The following is a 17,018-nucleotide window of genomic DNA, read 5'->3' as shown; positions in this document are numbered from 1 at the left end:
TCCATATCCTTGAAATGGGATCTTTTGGGGCAGACTGGGGACAATCCGGGGCAACTCAGGGACAATCTGGGGCAACTTTTTCTCAACCCAATTTTTCAGCTTTCAATATGCTCATTTTGGGCAAACCTGGGACAACTTGGGGCAAACATGGGGCAGCCTGGGGACATTCTGGGGCAGAAACGGGGCAGATCCAGGGAAGACGGCAATTTGGGGCGCTGCCCCAAGCCCCGGCGAAAATACCACACCATACGCCAACAATTTGGCAATCGCGTATGATGAAGTTGGCAGAAATTTCAGTTCGTTTCAACTTTTTCAAAACTGATTCAATTTCGAGCGCAATGCGTATTATTTTGTGCCCGAAAGTAATTACATTCCCACGAGAAAATTCAACTTCTATTCACAAGGAGAATTCCGATGAGTCACTTTGACATCTTCGTCGGTCTAGTTATTTTTTATTTGGTATGTCGATACACACCACTGATGCGCCTCATTGGATGGGCGGGGACATTAACGACCGTCATTACGGCGATGTTTTTTAGATCCATGTGGTGATGACGGACGCCAAACTTCGCAAACGCACCCTAGCTGCTTGGAAGTACCGCTGTGCCCTGCGTCCTTGGGTCAGAACCTATGGCTATGCCCATGTCCATCACACGAATTACAAACGCTATGGCCATGAGTGGATCTGGTTGGATTTGCTCCCCCTGTCCCCTGGCTCCCATACCTTTATTCACCAGTGGCTAGGTGGAGCAAAGACCGTCACGGAACAGAATCAACGGGGGAGATATCCCAATCTGCTACAACGCCTGATCCATGCTTGGTGCCGGGCAACCTGGCTTTTCGTTCGCTTTCTGTAGCCTTTTCCGATGCTGAAGATTGTGCCCGTGCAGACGGGCTGCAAAGAAAAAGAAGACTATTACCTCCAGGATGAGGGGCTGGTGGATTACTACAGCCCTGATGTTTCCAAGTCGGTACAGAAGAAGGGGAAGGGGAAAACGGTCAGTGAGGCTGAATCCAAAGCAGCCGCTCTACGAAAGCTCGTCCGCGCTCAATGGTATGGCTATGGCGCTTATGCCCTCGGTTTACAGGGAAATGTCCACCGGGCTGACTTTAAAAAAGTTTTCTATGGCTACAACCTGGAAGGGGAGAGGCTGAGGGGTTTTCCCAAGAACGAAAAGCACAAGGAACGGGTGGGGGATGACTTCACTTTTTCCATGCCTAAAAGTGCCTCAATGGTCCTGCATATTGGCTGTGACTATCGCCTATTTGATGCCCACCTGCAAGCCGTCAAGCGCACCCTGGATATCGTCCAAGAGCGATATGGACAAACACGGGTGATGATCGGGGGGGTTCGCCATACCCTCAATACGAAGAATCTGGTGATTGCCCTGATTAACCACCACACCTCCAGGGCCAATGATCCACAGGTGCATACCCATGCCCTAGTGATGAATACGACCCAGATGCCAGACGGCACCTGGCGCAGCCGTAAGAATGACCTGATGTATATGCAGGAATGCTTGGGGCAAATCTATCGGCAATACCTGGCTGAGAATATTCAGAACTTGGGATACAAGATCTATGCCACGAAGGATGCGTTTGAGATTGAGGGAATTACTCGTGAGCAGGTTGAAACCTTCTCCAAGCGCTCTCAGCAGATCTTTAAACAGCTCGAAAAAGATGGTTTAGAAGCAACCACCGCAAACAAGCAAACCGCTTGCCTTAAAAGCCGTAAAGCCAAGGAACCGGGCCAGAAGCTCACAGATTTACAAGCCGTCTGGCAGCAAGCGGCCCAAACCTTAGACTACCGGATGCCTCAACCGGATCTCAGTCCTCAATTTGAGTATCGACCGGATCAGGTGACGACGGCGTTGCACAGTGCCATCAACCATCTTAGTGAACGCTCCATTACCTTTACCCGTGAGCAGATTGAGCAGTTTGTTTTCGGCAATATCCGCCAGTTCCGCTTCGAGGATATAAGCCAAGCCATGTCAGCCTGTGAGGAATTGCTGACCCTGCGAGATCAGGTGAACAATACGGAACGATTCACCACCGTAGCGGCATTGGAGCGAGAAGCAGCCATTCATCAGAGCTGGGACTTAGGACGGCAAACCCAAACCCCCTTAATGTCCGAGTACAGCGTTAGGGAGCTGCTCAAAGAGAGCGGTTTAAATGTCGGGCAACTAGAAGCAGTGGCTAAAACCTTGGCCCACTCAGATCAATTTATCCTCTGGCATGGGTTAGCGGGGGTGGGGAAAACCCGGACGTTGGGCCAATTGAAACAGGTTCTGACTCATCTCAACCTCGATATCCAAGGGTATGCTCCCACGACTAAAGCCTCTAAGGTGTTAGGCAAGGAACTGGGTATCAAAACCAATACCGTCGCCAAGCTCTTAGTGAGCAAGCCGAGTCTAGCCCCCCATCAACTGTGGATTGTAGACGAGGCAGGGATGATTGGGTCACAGCAAATGTTGGAATTGCTGGGTCGGGCCAGGGCAGCGAATGCCCGTGTTCTATTTGTGGGAGATACCAAGCAAAACCCCAGTATTACAGCGGGTTCCCCCATGCGGTCTCTGATTCGGGCGGGGGCAACCACCTTCCATATCAGCCAGATTGTGCGCCAGCGCAACACCGTGCAAAAGCGGGCCGTCTCTCTCATTGCCAAAGGTCAGGGGCTAAATGCCGTCAGCCTCTTAAAAGAGCATGGCTATATCCAAGAAATCAAAGACGAAGATATTCGACAGCAAACCTTTGCTGACTACTATCTTCAGCTCAGCCCAGAAGAACGGGCCGAGACGCTACTCGTCACGGGCACGAACAAGGAAAGACTAGCGATCATGTCCTTACTCCGTCAGGGCCTAAAGGCAGAGGGGACGTTGGGGGAAGAGGATCACCATATCCAGCAACTGGCCAGTCGCCATCTGACGATTGAGCAAAAACGGCTGGTTCAGTTCTACCAAGTGGGGGATTATATCCAGCTTCAGAAGAAGAACTATCGCAGTACGCCCCTTCAGAAAGACAAGCTTTACCGGGTGGAGCGTAGGTTAGGAGATGAGCTGCTTGTTAGCAGTTCAGGGGGGCGGCTCTATCACTTCAATCCCAGCAAGTACAAGCATAAGGAGGTCTATGAGGTTCAAAATCTAAATGTCGCCGTGGGGGATGATCTGCGCTGGACCCATAACAACAAGGAGCAGAAATGGTCTAACGGAGATGAGGTCAAGGTAGTAGCCATCGAGGGCAGCACCCTGCATGTCATAGATGAGGAGGGCCAGCACCGCACTATCTCCCTCGATCATCCCGTTTGCCTGGACTATGCGCTGGTGCATACGGCCCACCGTGCCCAAGGGCAAAGTCGCAAGCGGGTGGTCATCAGCAGCACCAATGATCCCACCTCCTCTAAAGAGCCTTTCTACGTCAAGATTTCACGGCAATCCCATGAGATTGTTATCTATTGCCAGAGTTTCAAAAAACTAGATGAGCGAGTCAGTGAAAGTATCGCTCAAGACAATGCCACTGAATTATTAAAGGATTATCATGAGCAATCTGGAAGCCAAATTGGACACGATTCTGGAGCACCAGAAGACTATCCTGGACGCACAGCAAACCCAAGCCACGGTGATGGAAATTCTCAGTCAGTCCGTTCAAGGAGTGGAGGAGAAAATCGATACATTGAACCTCCGCGTCAACCAGGAGTTGGGGACGTTACCCCATCTCGTCAGGGGCGAACTCCAGCACTTCATCGAACAGCTCCAAGACGCCTTGGACGCCCAGAAGTCGGAGAAGATGGCGGAATCCATCGCCAAATTAACGAAAGCAATGGAGGATCTGACCCAGAAGATGAACTTCTCCGGTATGACTTACCTGCAACTGAACGCGGGAGTGGAGACGGCGGCAGAGGAGATCAAGTCCATCAAACAACAACTCCAGAACAGCGGTCTCTTGACTTCAGTGATGCCCACCAACGGCAAGAGCGCTCCCAGCTCGGAGACGCCCTCGCAGGATTAGCCCGATCCTGGACCGCGTATCAAAATGCTCAGCTGATCGTAGCGAGTGGATTGGATCAGGCAGTTAACCAGCTATCCGAAGGCATGGAGGAACCCCAGCCCCCGACCTATGACATGGGTAACCTCGCGGCATCGATCACCCAACGGCAAGAACAACAAGACCTCACGGAACATCTCACGCAGATTCAGTACGTCCTTGACCAGATTGATGAGGCAGTGGAACAGGTTACCTACCGAGAGCAGATCCGGGCGATGGATGCGGGCCTGCAGGAATGGCAGGCGAGTCGAGGGCTAACGGATGCAATCGCTGAGGTGGAGGCCGACCAACCAGATGCCGTAGAACACCTCGACGCAGCCTTGGAACGGGCAGAGGCTCAACCCGTTCTCTACCCCCAAATGCAAAGGCTGGTTCGCTCAATCCGAGAATGGCAATCCCAACAGCAGCTCGTGAATGCCCTTGCGCCGATAGCGGAGACAATTCAGCAGCTCCAGGGTCACCAGTACCAAGGCATGGCTGGATTAGCCAAAACCATCACTCAACATCAGAACATCCAGGCGCTGAGTGAGAGCGGTGTTCTGGAGCAGATCCAGCAACAGGTCGAACGCCTGAACTCTCCTATCTATCCGTCTATGGGTGCCTTAGCCGAGAAGATTCAGACGGTACAGGCCCAGAGAGAGATATACGAATCTCTTGCTCAGTTAACGGAAGCCCTAGAGCAACTCCCCATTCAGCCCTATCAATATCAAGGGATGGGTCAGTTGGCTCAGACATGGCAAACCCACCAAGACATGCAAGCTTTGGATCAACTGGGACTGCTGGACAAACTGGATCGCTTAACTCAGCAAGTGGCTCAGGTGAATCAAGCGGACTATGCGGGCATGGCTAAACTAGCGGGGACGATTCACGACATTAATGCAGAGAAAACCTTACTCAATAGTGGACTAGAAGCTTCCCTAGCTGAACTTGCGACTTCCATAGAACAGCTACAGTCACAGCCCTCTATCTACGAGTATGAAGGGATGAAGAATCTTGCTGAGGCCATCGCCCAGCGGCGGGCTGAGGCTGCCATCACCCAACATTTAGAGGGGGTTGACGAGGCCGTGAAGCAAGTCCAGCAGATGATTGGCCAAACCCTAGAGATGCAGGAGTTGGGGCAGACGGTGAGGGACATGCGGGAGGTTGGAGCCGTGGCTGAGGGACCGATCACGGAGGAATTGAAGACCCTAGCTGAACGATTACAAGGGAAGGGGATCAACATCACACCTAAGCCCAAATTCATTAAGGTGTTCTGGACTCCAGAAACAAACCCCAAAAAACTCATGGAGGCATCCTTCCCCATTGCTGAGGGGCATTGGCAGGAGCTGCTAGCAGGCAGTGGTATTCACCCAGATCTCGCTGAGTTGAACTGTGAAACCATCGCGGGACAAGAAATCTTGGAACGGTTGTTGTCCACGAAGATTGAGGATATGGGCGCAGGGCAGGTTGTCGTTAAAGAGATTTCTGAGGAGTTTGCCAAGCTAAGGGATGTTCCTGATGGGGGGTTCTGGATTAAAGCGGGGGTTCTCGCTAGTTCATTGGATGACCCAGAACCCACGGAATCCCTTTGGGGAAGCCTCAAACCCGATCATCCTCGCATGGATTACCGCAGGAACAGACCGCAAAAGTATGAGCATCCAGCGGATGTCAGCCGAGAGATTTTCTTAACTCATGTCCCTGAGTGGTTAGCCCAAACGATCTATGACCAGTACGGCATCACACCCAGGCCAGGGAAGCATTTTTGGTCAGTGGTCAAGGACAATCCCCAGATTCCCATCAATATTACGGAGGGTGGCAAGAAGACACTAGCGGTGAACTCTCAAGGCCATGTCACGATTGGTCTGCCGGGTGTGAATGGTGGATACCGGGCCAATGATGACAATAAGAAAAAACTTCCTATAAGACAACTCCATCCTGGTTTGGCTGTCTTCGCTGTTCCCGGTCGTCACTTCAATTTCCTATATGACCAAGAAACTAAGCCTTTAACCATCGTGAATGTCCGTCAGGATTTAGTGAGAGCGGGTGAACTGTTGGTCAAAGAAGGCTGTTCGGTATCCGCTTCTAAATGGGATAACCAACATAAAGGCGTTGATGATCTGATTGTGGGGGCGGGTCCGAAGCAATTAGAGCTGGCGATTTCAAGGACCAGACCGTTTGAAGAAATTGCCCTCAAACATTATCAATACCGTTATCGCAAGCTGGTGGAGTTCGTTCAGCGTCGAGATGGGGATCTTGCCCCAGAGCGGATGGATCTAGAGGTGTTCATGGAGGCTAGCCGTCGAGGAGAACTTGAAGATGGGTATCGGTTTATTGAGGCTGGATCTAAGCACATCTATGAGCGCGAATACCTAATGGAGAAAGCGCTTGAGCTTCAAAAGCATAAGACCGAGGTTGGTATGGCAATGGTGCCTATTGTCCAAGCGATGGCTCAAAAACATGGCTCTCAGCATGGACGAGTCAGGGTTTACTTCACCCCATCCTGGGTTATGACCCACGGGCCACTAACCACGATGATTAGGGAGAAAGAGTCAAATCGAGTTTTGCTGAGGTATCGAGCAGGCCATCTCCTGCATGTGACGGCCCAGGCTCAGACGCTTTCTGAATTCCAGAAAACAACTCAGCCAATAGATCAGGAGGTTGAGAATCAACGGAACAGCCTCGCAAGTCAAACCTGTGCTGCGGTGAGAGTGATTACTCACGCTTACGGCCAAGAAGAGGCTCAAGGGGGCGACTACGTTTCTGAAGGGGACAACTGGCGGCTCAGGTCAGGCAGAGGCTATACCAGCATCACGGATAAGCACACGGGTCAGGTGATTCTGGAAGTCAAGGTGGGCCAGATCTTACGGATGTCTGACAACCCAGAGGTGCAAGCCAAATTTGAGGATCTGGGGCAGTTGGCGAATGAGATTACCCAGGAGCAGCAACAGCATCAACGGCGATCTCCTCGTCGGTGAGGTTCACAGAAAAAAATTTGAGCTTTTTTTCAGATGAAGAGTGAAGAACTTTGACTCTCTAATTATTAAAGCTCTAATTTTATTAAAGAAAAGCATAATATCCAGTAGCTGGACTGATACTTAGCAAAGTACTAAATTACATTGCTACTAAAGCTATGTCAGAAGAAAAGCCTTCCCAATCTATCAGTATCAGCGGTGGTCAAAACTCCAACGTCCAGATAGGTGGAATAGCTGGAGGCGATCAGACGGTGACCCAGACCCAACAGATTGGGACAGATGGAACGGAAGTTCAACTAACGCAAGCTGATGTCGTTGACCTCATCACCCAACTGGAAGCTTTATTAAAGAGTACAGAACTACCAAAAGAACAAGCCAGCAAAGCACTTCGACACCTGGAATCAGCTAAGGAAGAAGTTCAAGCTGAGGAACCTGACAAAGACTACGCAGCCAAAAGCCTTAAAAAGGCTACTACTGTTCTCAAAGAAGCAGGTGAGACTGTAGCAGCAGGGTCCAATCTTTGGAAAAAGATCAAACCAATCGTGGAAAAAGTCACTCCCTGGCTAGGAGTTGCATCAGGCTTCCTGCTATAGGGCTAGCCCTGCTATGAGTGAACAGTCTAAATAACCATCAAAGCAGAGTATAAATTTCTCTGGTGGAGTTCTCAAAGACGTCCAGATTGGTGGCGTTGCTGGGAGAGACTTGGAGGTAACTCAGATTCAAAATGCTGAGGTTGTCAATGTATTTAGTACTGTTAAGGTTCCTCAAGCTCCTTTGGACACAGCAAAACCTTTAAGCCGGGATGAGCATAGATGGCGCAAGGTTCTACTCAGTAAAGTTCAACAATTCTGGATTGATGGAGTCTTAGCGAAGTCGCTGCATAGCCAAGTGTTGATTGAATTAGGGTTGGAAGAGAGAAACAACTATGTTTATACTCCACTAGAAGGTGTCGAGGAATTCCCTCCTGAATCTAAGCAAGCTTTTCCAGAAGGCACATCAGCCACACATATATTTGAGGATATCGGTGCTGGACGGACACTACTGATTCTGGGAGAGCCAGGTGCGGGCAAGACAATATCCCTACTGAAATTAGCGGAAAGTCTAATTTCTCGAACAGAAGCGGATCTAAATCAGCCTTTGCCAGTGGTGCTCAATCTCTCGTCTTGGTCTAGACAACGAAAATCCATTGAGGAGTGGTTAGTAGAGGAACTTTTTGATAAATATACTGTTTCTAAGTCATTGGGGAAGTCTTGGATCGTAAAAGAACAATTAATCCTATTACTGGATGGCCTGGATGAAGTTGAGGCCAAGCATCGGAATGACTGTGTACATGCTTTAAATCAATTCCTTCAAGCTCATGGTCGTACCGAGATGGTTGTATGTAGCCGTATTCATGACTACGAAGCCCTTTCTGATAAGGTAACTTTGCGAAGTGCCATCTACGTTAAACCGTTAACCCCTCAGCAAATCGATGAGTACCTTGAGCAAGCTGGGGAATCATTAATAGCGTTGCGAGCAATAGTCAACCAGAACTCTGAAATTAAATCCTTTGCTTCCTCACCTTTGATATTGAGCATTATGAGCCTGGCCTATCAGGGTTCTGACTGGGATAACCTTCCAAGGTCAGTTACATCAGAAATCTTTCGCCAACGATTGTTTGATACCTATATTAAACGTATGTTCCAACGTAAGGGAACTACTCGAAACTACCTCCAAGAACAAGCAACACTTTGGCTGATCTGGTTAGCTCAAGAAATGTCTCGAACATCTCAAACTGTGTTTTTGATAGAGAGAATACAGCCAAGTTTCTTTCAGACTAAGTTTCAAAAACTTCGCTATCGTCTAGAAAGTGGACTAATAAGTTGGCTGTTTTTTGGGCTGTTTTTTGGGCTGATTTTTGGGCTGCTTACTACGCTGAGTTCTTGGCTGATTTTTGGGCTGCTTTTAGAGCTGAAGTTTGCATCGACGTTTGAACTGTTTTCTGAGCTGAGGTATCAGCTGTTTCAGGGGCTGAAAATTGGGCTGAGTTATGGGCTGATTATTGGGCTGATCGTTGGATTTTCAGGAAACATCAAAACCGTAGAAACCTTGAAATGGTCTTGGAGAGAAGCAAAAAGTATTTTTCGTAAAAGGCTAATTTTGGGGCTAATTTTGGGGCCAATTTTGGGGCTGCTTGTTGCGCTGAGTTTTGAAATGTATTGGGGGCTGATTAATGCGCTGATTGAAGGGCTGATTCTTGGGCTGAGATATGGGCTGATTCTTGGGCTGCTTAGTGTTGTTATTGGTGGACTCAGAGGCCCAGACATGTTGAATACATTTCAACCGAACCAGGGGATTTGGAAGTCAGCCATTAATGCTTTGAATTTTGGGGCCAATTTTGGGGTAATTCTTGGGGTAATTCTTGGGGTAATTGAGAAGTCGCTGCTTTCTGGGGTGTTTTTTGGGGTAAGTGCTGGGCTGTTTTTTGGGCTGATTGGTGGTGGCACTACTTGCCTAAGACACTTCACACTCCGCTTAATGCTTTACCGCATGGGACATATCCCCTGGAACTACGCCCGCTTCCTGGATTACGCTGCTGATCGCCTCTTCCTTCAAAAAGTTGGCGGTGGCTACATATTTGTCCACCGAATGCTCCTTGAGCACTTCGCCAGCATGGAGCTAGAATCGCACCAGCAACTACGACTTAGATAGTAAATATTGAGATTAAACCTAATAGAAACTCAACACAAAACTACTGGGCCAAATCATGAAGGCATTTCCAGGCTACGGGGAAGCGATCCGGGAAATCTTTCAACATATGATGGCCGTAATACGCTTCATCTACTTCATCAACGGTTGCACCGACATCAATATACTCACAACCATCAACACCCCAGATCATGCAGCCATAGCCTCCAATAGGTGTATAGGCATCTCGACCCTGCAGGAATTGGACAATGACATGCTGACCAACATTGGCACTCATTTCACTTGTTAGAACCCCTATATCGATATTTGGGCATTCATACCAGCCAGCCCAATACTCGCTATCATCCTCGACCCTCACCCACAACACGATATTCGCCGCCCTCCGATATTCGGGGTTGGGTGCATTCTCATTCCACCATCGGCAAAGTCGTTGCAATGCTGGAGATTGCTCATATCCACTGCTTTTGTTCCAGATGCTCTCCTGCATGTCATCCGTCCATATGGCATCCTGGATCGCCTGTTTTAGGATGTGGGGAGGCATTTCGATACAGGCATCTGAAGCGAATTCTTCTAAATGGGTGTGGAAGGTAAGCAGATGAAAAAAATTAATTACATAGAATTCCCTGGATGTAAACTACCTGAGTCATCTGTTTACAACCATTGATTTGATGTCATTAGTCCGTCCTATCTCCACCGAAAGCTTACGCTTATTGCATCGGATTTATCACAGTAGTCGCCATCATCAGGTCAGACAACGCGCCCATTGCCTCATTTTGTTCGCTCAGGGTTGGACCCCCTATACCTTAGCCTCCCTTTTTAGTGTGAGTCCTAAAACGGTTTACAACTGGCTTAAGGCTTGGAACAACCGAGGATTTGCAGGACTCTATAATCACCCAGGTCGAGGTCGAAAACCGATGTTTAATCGCGACCAACAACAGCAGATTTATGAGTGGACTCAGGCATCTCCCATCCAACTCAACCAGGTGTTAGCTCAGATTGAACAACAGTGGTCAGTACGCGTGTCAAAGGCCACAGTTAAACGCGTTTTGAAGCAAATGGACATAAGCTTATTGGATGTCAACCCCATAGGCGATGTCGCGACAACCACAAGGCGGATCAACCCCCAAATTTGAACCGTATTATTTGGCGTACACTCCCTTTGCGTTAGCTCTTTTTCAGACCTCATACGATACCTTCAGAACAAAACGACAACCCGTGATCGAAATGACAACCAGTGATCGCTCGATTATTTGGACTGGGATTTTTGAGGTTGAGACTGAGTTTGAGCCGTTCTCTGAGTCGCTGATTTGCGCCGATAACTATCGGCTTGAATTTCGATAATCAAGCCATGATGAATTAAGCGATCAATGGCAGCCACCGCCATCATCGAATCAGTGAAAATGTCATCCCATTGGCTGAAGGGTTGATTCGCTGTAATCAACAAACTTTTTCGTTCATAGCGATGCGCAATTAATTCAAACAGAACGGACGTTTCCGCTTCCGACTTTTTGCAATAGCCCAAGTCATCCAAGATCAACAGATCATAGCGGTCCAGTTTTTTGAGCATTGGATGCAGCTGCAGTTGGAGCTTCGCCTGTTGCAGTTGCTGGACCAATGCGTTGGCTGCAAAGAACTTCACCCGCTTACCGAATTCCAGCATCTTTTTGGACACCCCAGTGGCCAGATGTGTTTTTCCAACACCCGAGGGCCCCAGAATAAGGCAATTCTCGGCGCGCTCCAACCAACCCGGATCTGCGGCTAATTGCATCAAGGGAGCTGGATTGAGCTGGGGACAATGGCTAAAGTCAAAGTTGGTAAAACTTTTTGCGTTTGGGAGCCTGGCTTCGGTGAGGGCACGTTTTAGACGAGCTTGTTCTCTTCGTTGGGCCTCCGTTTCGCACAAGGCTAGTAAGAATTCCGCATAAGACCAGTTTTCCTGCATGGCTTGGGATTCGATAGATTCCCAATGGGTCAACATGTGGGAGAGCCTGAGCTTTTTTAAATAGAGGCTCAGGTGCTGGTAGGGGCTCAGCGGGGACTGAGCAGGAGGGGAGGAGTTTGTCATAAAGTTCAAGTGAATGTTGTTCAATGCTGAGTTCAGGAACCTGCTTCATCTGAGGCGGCTCAAACTGTTTTTTCAGGCGATTGAGGGTAAGGCTGGATGAGCGAAGCTGCTGCTGTAAGTACACTGCTACGGCCTGTTCTTTATCTTGAACCGCAGCAATATACAGGGCTTCCACGATGATCTTGGCAGCCTGCTCCAGGTCAAATTGGGCTTTGAGCTGTTCCCAGATTTGGCGGTATTCAGGATTGGGAAGTAGGTCTGATTGCCAGGTGCAATAGATAAAAGCACGAGGCTTCAATCGCATTGAACCAATAACATGGCGATAGTTGATGCAACGGTCGCGACGTTTGCCTTTGCCACTGACGCGCTTCCTCGGCAATTCCACCACCGGGTGTCGCTCCAGATAGCCGACAATCCGGTCATGGTATAGATGCAGTTCCAATTGACGACCAATCAGTCGAGAAGGGACGGTGTATAGAATGCAGCGAACATCGATGGTGCTGCGTTTGCTGACTTTAGCCGTGAGCACTTCATAGTCAGGGGTTCGATATTTGGGCAGTGGTTGTAGATGGTCTTTCTCTTGCTCATACTTGGTTTGGCACTGCTGATTCAACTTGGCAACCTGTGCATCAATTAAGGCTTGATACTCAGCAACGCTCGTAAAATCTGCACTGCCGCGCAGATAGATCGCCTGCTTAATTCGGTTCTTCAGATGACCATGGGGAGATTCAATGGAGCCATTCTCATGGGCTACACCTTTGTTGTTACGAGTGGGTTCTAGCCGATAGTGGTCACACAGTTCGTCGTACAGACGAGTGAGGTTTTTGGACCGGCGGCCGCCCATGTTGCGATAGGCTGCACTCAAACTATCAGTACGATGCTGTGTAGGAACACCTCCACAGGCTGCAAAGGCATTTTGCAATCCTTCTGAGAGGGCGACAAAGCTTTCGCCTCCTTCGATGATCTGGGCATATCGCCAGCCGCTGTATCCCAGACGGTAATGGTAAATCAGGTGCTCAAAGGGTTTGCCGGCAATGGTAATCGTGATGCCTTTGAGTTCTGTAAAATCGGAGAACCCTTGTACCCCTGGTTCATGACGCAATTCAAACATCACTTCAGGGCTTGGTCCATGTAAGGCTTTCCACGTTCTCACCCGACGTTGTAGGGTCCGCAGGACTTGGGGATACTGGCCTGGATACTTATCCTGCAGGTACTCATACAGGGTCATGGGTTTGAGGCGTGGGTCTCGACGCAGCATTGGTTCTAGCTCGTCTTCCCACACATCAGCTAAGGGGTCGGGAACGGTGCGTTGGTCCTGAAGGCGGCCGCGATTAGGTTGATGGGTGCCGGCCTCAATTCGTTGTCCGGTTCTTGTAGATATTTCGGCAATGTAAGCTGCATCAGCTTGTTTTAAGCCGAGGTCTCTTCCGTTCATATAAACACGAGTATGATAGGAATCAATTCTTTTGTTAGGCACTTGTACAGCCCTCTATTGATTAGGGATGTAAAAAGTGTCTTTTTTCTTGAGATTGAATTCTAGAAACGCGATCTCACACATCATTTCTAGGGAATTGAGATCTAGTTTTATCCTTCTCAGGGGATGCCTGGTTTCTTCATAGCTATAGCCGACGTGACATCGTCATTAATCCGTCAGCTCGATTGTCGTCTAATATAAGCTGGCATCGCTTTCGCCAAGGGACATCAGGCCAGCCTTTATATGCCCACTACCTCGAAAAAAACAGCAGTTAGAACATCTCAAGGAACAGGAAGAGAAGGGAGACATCCATCTATTCTTTATGGATGAGAGTGGTTTTTCGTTAGTCCCCTGTATTCCCTATGGATGGCAACCCATAGGGACTTATCTGGAAATACCGACTCGTTCAAGTAAACGCTTGAATGTTCTGGGGTTTTTGAGTCGACGACAAGGGCTACATGCTTATACATCAGAACAGACCATCACCAGTGAGGTTGTCAGTCATTGCATTGATACCTTTTTTGCTGACGTGGAGTTGCCCACCGTCATTGTGGTGGATCAAGCCCCTATCCATACGAGCCAATCAATCTATGAGATGAAGGCAGAGTGGGCCGAACGGGGAATTACCTTGTTTGAGTTGCCAAGCTATTCTCCCCATCTCAATTTGATTGAGCGTCTGTGGCAATTCATGAAATATCAGTGGATTGAAATGAGTGCCTACTGGGGGTGGGCATCTTTGGTCGAATATGTGGAAAGAGTTTTGAAAACCTACGGCGATGATTATGTAATTAATTTTAGCTAAGTGCTTATCAACTGGGGTCATATCTCTCAGATGAACCATTTCCTCAAACTCTTCCAACCCCAGATCAGACCAAGCACAGGACTGGATCTTGTTGGATTGGCGAATGATGAGATCCGCGCCCTTATATCCAATTTGATAGGCAGGATCATTCCTGGTAAAAAATTCACAAGCCTGTTCAGGATCGACAAAGCTAACTGCCCTTGGCCCCTCTCCAACAGCAAAATTGAGGGATGCCATTGAGAAAACATTCCCCCTTTGGGTTAGCTCAAATTCAAGGTCGATATAGTGCTCGATGATGGTGCTATCCGTTTGTGTTTCTAAGAGCCACCACAACCGAAGTTGCTGAGGGGGCTTGCTGGGGTCTAAAGGAATGTCCCAACCCATCTTCCGATCAGCCGTACCTGCAATGACATATCTGATATTCGGACAAGGATTGGTGAGTCTGACATCTTTGGGCAAGACATTGATGTAATCCTTTTCATCGTCTCCACTCTTGCCAAAGGCTAGAACATGGGCACCATACAGAGTGATGTTCTCCAGCCCAATCCCAGCACCTGTGTTAAACAGCTTAGGCATGATGTGGAAGGTTGGCTGCTCTGCATCCTTGTGGGGAAGCGGCTTACCATCCGGGGTCACCAGGAGGCTTGCGTCTCCAACTCTTAAGATCGCAGTTTGCATTTTTCAGCTCCTTTGACGTGAGGATGGGTATAAAAAGCCAGGTCAGCAGTCTCCCCGCTAACCCTCGGCCTAAGTTTGAAGGTTTGATTTCAGAGATTCATCGCGCAGCTGGTCGGCGGGAATGAACCCTGACCAGCCACGCAAACCATCACAACATTAAAGATCCAGGTTCTGGATTAGCGACGACGGCCACCCGCCCCCACTGCTTGACTCGCTGTAGCCTTCTCAGATTGCTGGTGAGCAAATTCCTGCTCCACCTTCGCGGGTAATGCCTGGATTGCCTGGGCATCCTGAACATTGGCCTTATCCGTGAGCTGACCATTCTGGAAAACATTACCCCGACCTTTTGCAGAGATAGTGACGCTATCTCCCTGAGTTTGATAGGAGAACCGATCCCCGTTATAAACGCGGCTGCCATCGGGTTGTTCTTGGCCGTACTGCTGGACGAGCTTAGCAACGGCGGCATTGGTCATACCAGCTTGGATATCTGCAATCCCCTGACGCACGGATTGCACCGTATTATCAACCCGACTGGTCACATTGTCCTTGACCTCAGTGACTTTCTCTTTTGCCTGCTCGACTTTATCAAAAGCCGTCGCCTTGAAGTTGTTGATCACCTCACTAATTTTGTCTTTGATGGACTGAATGGCCGTAGTGATTTTTTCCTTGATTTGCTGTAGCTTCTCCTTGACCATTCCGCCTAAATTGTTGTGCCATTTATCGACATTGTTGCTTTGCTCAGGTGGATTGGTGCGGTTGACAATCACATCCAGCTTGGCATCCACAGACTTTAACTGGTCTTGCAAATCATTCATTTGCCATTGGAGATCCCCCACTTGAGATTGAAGAGTGGAAATCCGGTCATCCAAGCTGGGCAGCTCTGGACCTTGCACGGGGTCTTTACCCTGAATGAGTTGCTTTGGATCTAGGTCTTTAGCCTTCTCCCGCACTTCCGCAATGGCTTGTCCTGTCTTCTCTTTAACCTGAGCAACCACCTCCTTTAACTTTTCTGCTCGTCCAGGTATTTGAGCCGCCTGGTCATAGGCAGCTCTCGCGACGGTACCTCCCTTAAACGCCATATTGAGTAAATTCTGGCGCTCAAGGGCATTAGCCGCTCTATCTTTAATCGCCTCAGCCCCTTGAGTCACCTTATTCTTGATGTTCTCAATAATAGGAGCCGCTGCTTGATTCACCACGGGCGTATCCCAGCTCATTGGCCGGGTCTCCCCTTCAATCACAATCTGAGCGGGTTCCTGGTCTTGACTAAGGGTTTCATCCTGCTGTTCAACCTTCTGCTGGGCAAAGGCTTCCACCAGTTTATGGGGGTCATATTTCACCTCCCCTGGTACTGCATGGAAGACGTTTTCATTCGACTTACTCCCATCCGGTAAGGTCTGGGTCGCAAATACAGTAACCTCTTCCTGCAACTGCTCTGGGTTCTCCAGGGCCGCGATCAGATTGTCTACATCCGCTTGTTCTAGTTGGGTATCTTCTGGGATGGGATAGACGGTGGTCTTACCCACTTTGATGGTGATGTCTTGTTCTGGGTTGAGCTGGATATCAGCTTCTTGACTCAGTTCGTTCTCCTCCCGTGGATTGAGTTCGATATCCTCATCTAAGTCAGGAGTATCAGGGTCCGGGGTATCGCTGTCACTCGCCCCAGAACCATATTGCTGAGAAAGTTGTTGAGCATTGCGCTGAGCCATCCGCATCAGTCGAAAACTCATCCGCATCGCTTCAGCAATCATGCGGGCGGACCCTTCAACGGCCCGTGCATTCGCTTCTTGGACTTCATGGGTCTGATTTTGGGCAGCTTGATGGATGGGCATGATCCATGTCCTCTTCTTACTATTTGAATTTGTTTGAATAGTTCAGGTGCTATCAAGCAAAGATGCTCAATAGTGGTCGTTGTAAATTCATTCCGTTGCAGCGGCTACCATATTGGCTAATTCGTCCAGGGTGGGCATCTGAGGGAGTGCGGCCTGTTCAATCCGGTTGAGCAGCACATAGCCCTCTACCTGGAAATAGACCCAATCCCAATTGCCCCTGGCTTGGATGACTCCCGTATCTATGGGTTCCACGAAATCAATCGTGGCTTTACCATCCATAAACAGATAACCAGGGCGACGGGCCGTATCCCCGTAGTAGACGGCAAACTGCTCAAACTGATGACCAGGGGGAAAGGGGTCAGTTTGCCCAGCTAAGATGGTCTCTGCATACTCTGCAAAGGTAAAGGGGTAACGCTCCCGTAGCTGCTGAATCTCTGGACGTAACTGGGAAATCACCTCAATCTTTTCAGGTGTAAATAATTTAGGCATT

General features: G+C 49.0%; 9 protein-coding genes and 3 pseudogenes. 7 read left to right on the top strand and 5 right to left on the bottom strand.

Annotated elements, in window-relative coordinates; translation table 11 throughout:
- The first annotated feature begins 14 nt into the window (after positions 1–14).
- The 5 genes from AM1_RS36055 to AM1_RS44150 all read left to right on the top strand — a co-directional run bounded on the left by AM1_RS36055 (position 15) and on the right by AM1_RS44150 (position 9,683).
- Positions 15–428, top strand: a complete 414-nt coding sequence (locus AM1_RS36055; protein ID WP_012168221.1) for a hypothetical protein — start codon at positions 15–17, stop codon at positions 426–428.
- A 123-nt stretch (positions 429–551) separates the two neighbouring features.
- On the top strand, positions 552–857 hold the full coding sequence (locus tag AM1_RS36050; protein ID WP_012168220.1) for a hypothetical protein: 306 nt from the start codon (positions 552–554) through the stop codon (positions 855–857).
- Positions 858–866: 9 nt separating this feature from the next.
- Entirely contained in the window at positions 867–6,995 is a 6,129-nt protein-coding gene (gene mobF / locus AM1_RS36045; RefSeq protein WP_041661475.1) for a MobF family relaxase, read from the top strand.
- Positions 6,996–7,150: 155 nt separating this feature from the next.
- Complete coding sequence (locus tag AM1_RS36040; RefSeq protein ID WP_012168218.1) at positions 7,151–7,585, top strand: hypothetical protein; 435 nt, start codon at positions 7,151–7,153, stop codon at positions 7,583–7,585.
- Between the two features lie 181 nt (positions 7,586–7,766).
- Complete coding sequence (locus tag AM1_RS44150; protein ID WP_187153002.1) at positions 7,767–9,683, top strand: NACHT domain-containing protein; 1,917 nt, start codon at positions 7,767–7,769, stop codon at positions 9,681–9,683.
- A 40-nt stretch (positions 9,684–9,723) separates the two neighbouring features.
- On the opposite strand, the gene AM1_RS36030 is transcribed toward AM1_RS44150, so the two are convergent.
- Positions 9,724–10,221 carry a hypothetical protein gene (locus AM1_RS36030; protein ID WP_012168216.1) on the bottom strand — a complete coding sequence of 166 codons (498 nt, stop codon included), beginning with the start codon at positions 10,219–10,221 and terminating at the stop codon, positions 9,724–9,726.
- A gap of 127 nt (positions 10,222–10,348) precedes the next feature.
- On the opposite strand from AM1_RS36030, the pseudogene AM1_RS36025 reads away from it, so the two are divergent.
- Positions 10,349–10,747, top strand: a pseudogene (locus tag AM1_RS36025) (helix-turn-helix domain-containing protein); the annotation flags it as partial.
- A gap of 179 nt (positions 10,748–10,926) precedes the next feature.
- On the opposite strand, the gene istB reads toward AM1_RS36025, so the two are convergent.
- Both istB and istA read right to left on the bottom strand, forming a co-directional pair.
- Positions 10,927–11,745, bottom strand: coding sequence for an IS21-like element ISAcma26 family helper ATPase IstB (gene istB / locus AM1_RS36020; RefSeq protein ID WP_012168214.1), 819 nt, complete (start codon positions 11,743–11,745; stop codon positions 10,927–10,929).
- A 430-nt stretch (positions 11,746–12,175) separates the two neighbouring features.
- A pseudogene (gene istA / locus AM1_RS43775) lies at positions 12,176–13,180 on the bottom strand (IS21-like element ISAcma26 family transposase); the annotation flags it as partial.
- Between the two features lie 233 nt (positions 13,181–13,413).
- On the opposite strand from istA, the pseudogene AM1_RS39440 reads away from it, so the two are divergent.
- Positions 13,414–14,021: pseudogene (locus AM1_RS39440) on the top strand (IS630 family transposase); the annotation flags it as partial.
- Between the two features lie 854 nt (positions 14,022–14,875).
- Here the strand turns inward: AM1_RS39440 and AM1_RS36005 are convergent.
- The gene (locus AM1_RS36005) at positions 14,876–16,528 is read right to left on the bottom strand and encodes a hypothetical protein (protein ID WP_012168212.1); all 1,653 of its coding nucleotides are present in this window, start codon (positions 16,526–16,528) and stop codon (positions 14,876–14,878) included.
- 87 nt (positions 16,529–16,615) lie between these two features.
- Positions 16,616–17,017, bottom strand: a complete 402-nt coding sequence (locus tag AM1_RS36000; RefSeq protein ID WP_012168211.1) for a hypothetical protein — start codon at positions 17,015–17,017, stop codon at positions 16,616–16,618.
- Position 17,018 lies beyond the last annotated feature (1 nt).

Origin of the sequence: Acaryochloris marina MBIC11017 (assembly GCF_000018105.1) — a bacterium.
Taxonomy (GTDB): Bacteria; Cyanobacteriota; Cyanobacteriia; order Thermosynechococcales; family Thermosynechococcaceae; genus Acaryochloris; species Acaryochloris marina.
Note: the sequence above shows the minus strand (reverse complement) of the source record. Positions and strands in the feature narration are given on the sequence as shown.

Bases quoted from the DNA above. Each gene is read 5' to 3' on its own strand.
- mobF (WP_041661475.1), top strand. From the start codon at position 867: ATGCTGAAGATTGTGCCCGTGCAGACGGGCTGCAAAGAAAAAGAAGAC.
- AM1_RS36000 (WP_012168211.1), bottom strand. From the start codon at position 17,017: ATGCCTAAATTATTTACACCTGAAAAGATTGAGGTGATTTCCCAGTTA.
- AM1_RS36030 (WP_012168216.1), bottom strand. From the start codon at position 10,221: ATGCCTCCCCACATCCTAAAACAGGCGATCCAGGATGCCATATGGACG.
- AM1_RS36005 (WP_012168212.1), bottom strand. From the start codon at position 16,528: ATGCCCATCCATCAAGCTGCCCAAAATCAGACCCATGAAGTCCAAGAA.
- AM1_RS36055 (WP_012168221.1), top strand. From the start codon at position 15: ATGGGATCTTTTGGGGCAGACTGGGGACAATCCGGGGCAACTCAGGGA.
- AM1_RS36040 (WP_012168218.1), top strand. From the start codon at position 7,151: ATGTCAGAAGAAAAGCCTTCCCAATCTATCAGTATCAGCGGTGGTCAA.
- istB (WP_012168214.1), bottom strand. From the start codon at position 11,745: ATGACAAACTCCTCCCCTCCTGCTCAGTCCCCGCTGAGCCCCTACCAG.
- AM1_RS36050 (WP_012168220.1), top strand. From the start codon at position 552: ATGACGGACGCCAAACTTCGCAAACGCACCCTAGCTGCTTGGAAGTAC.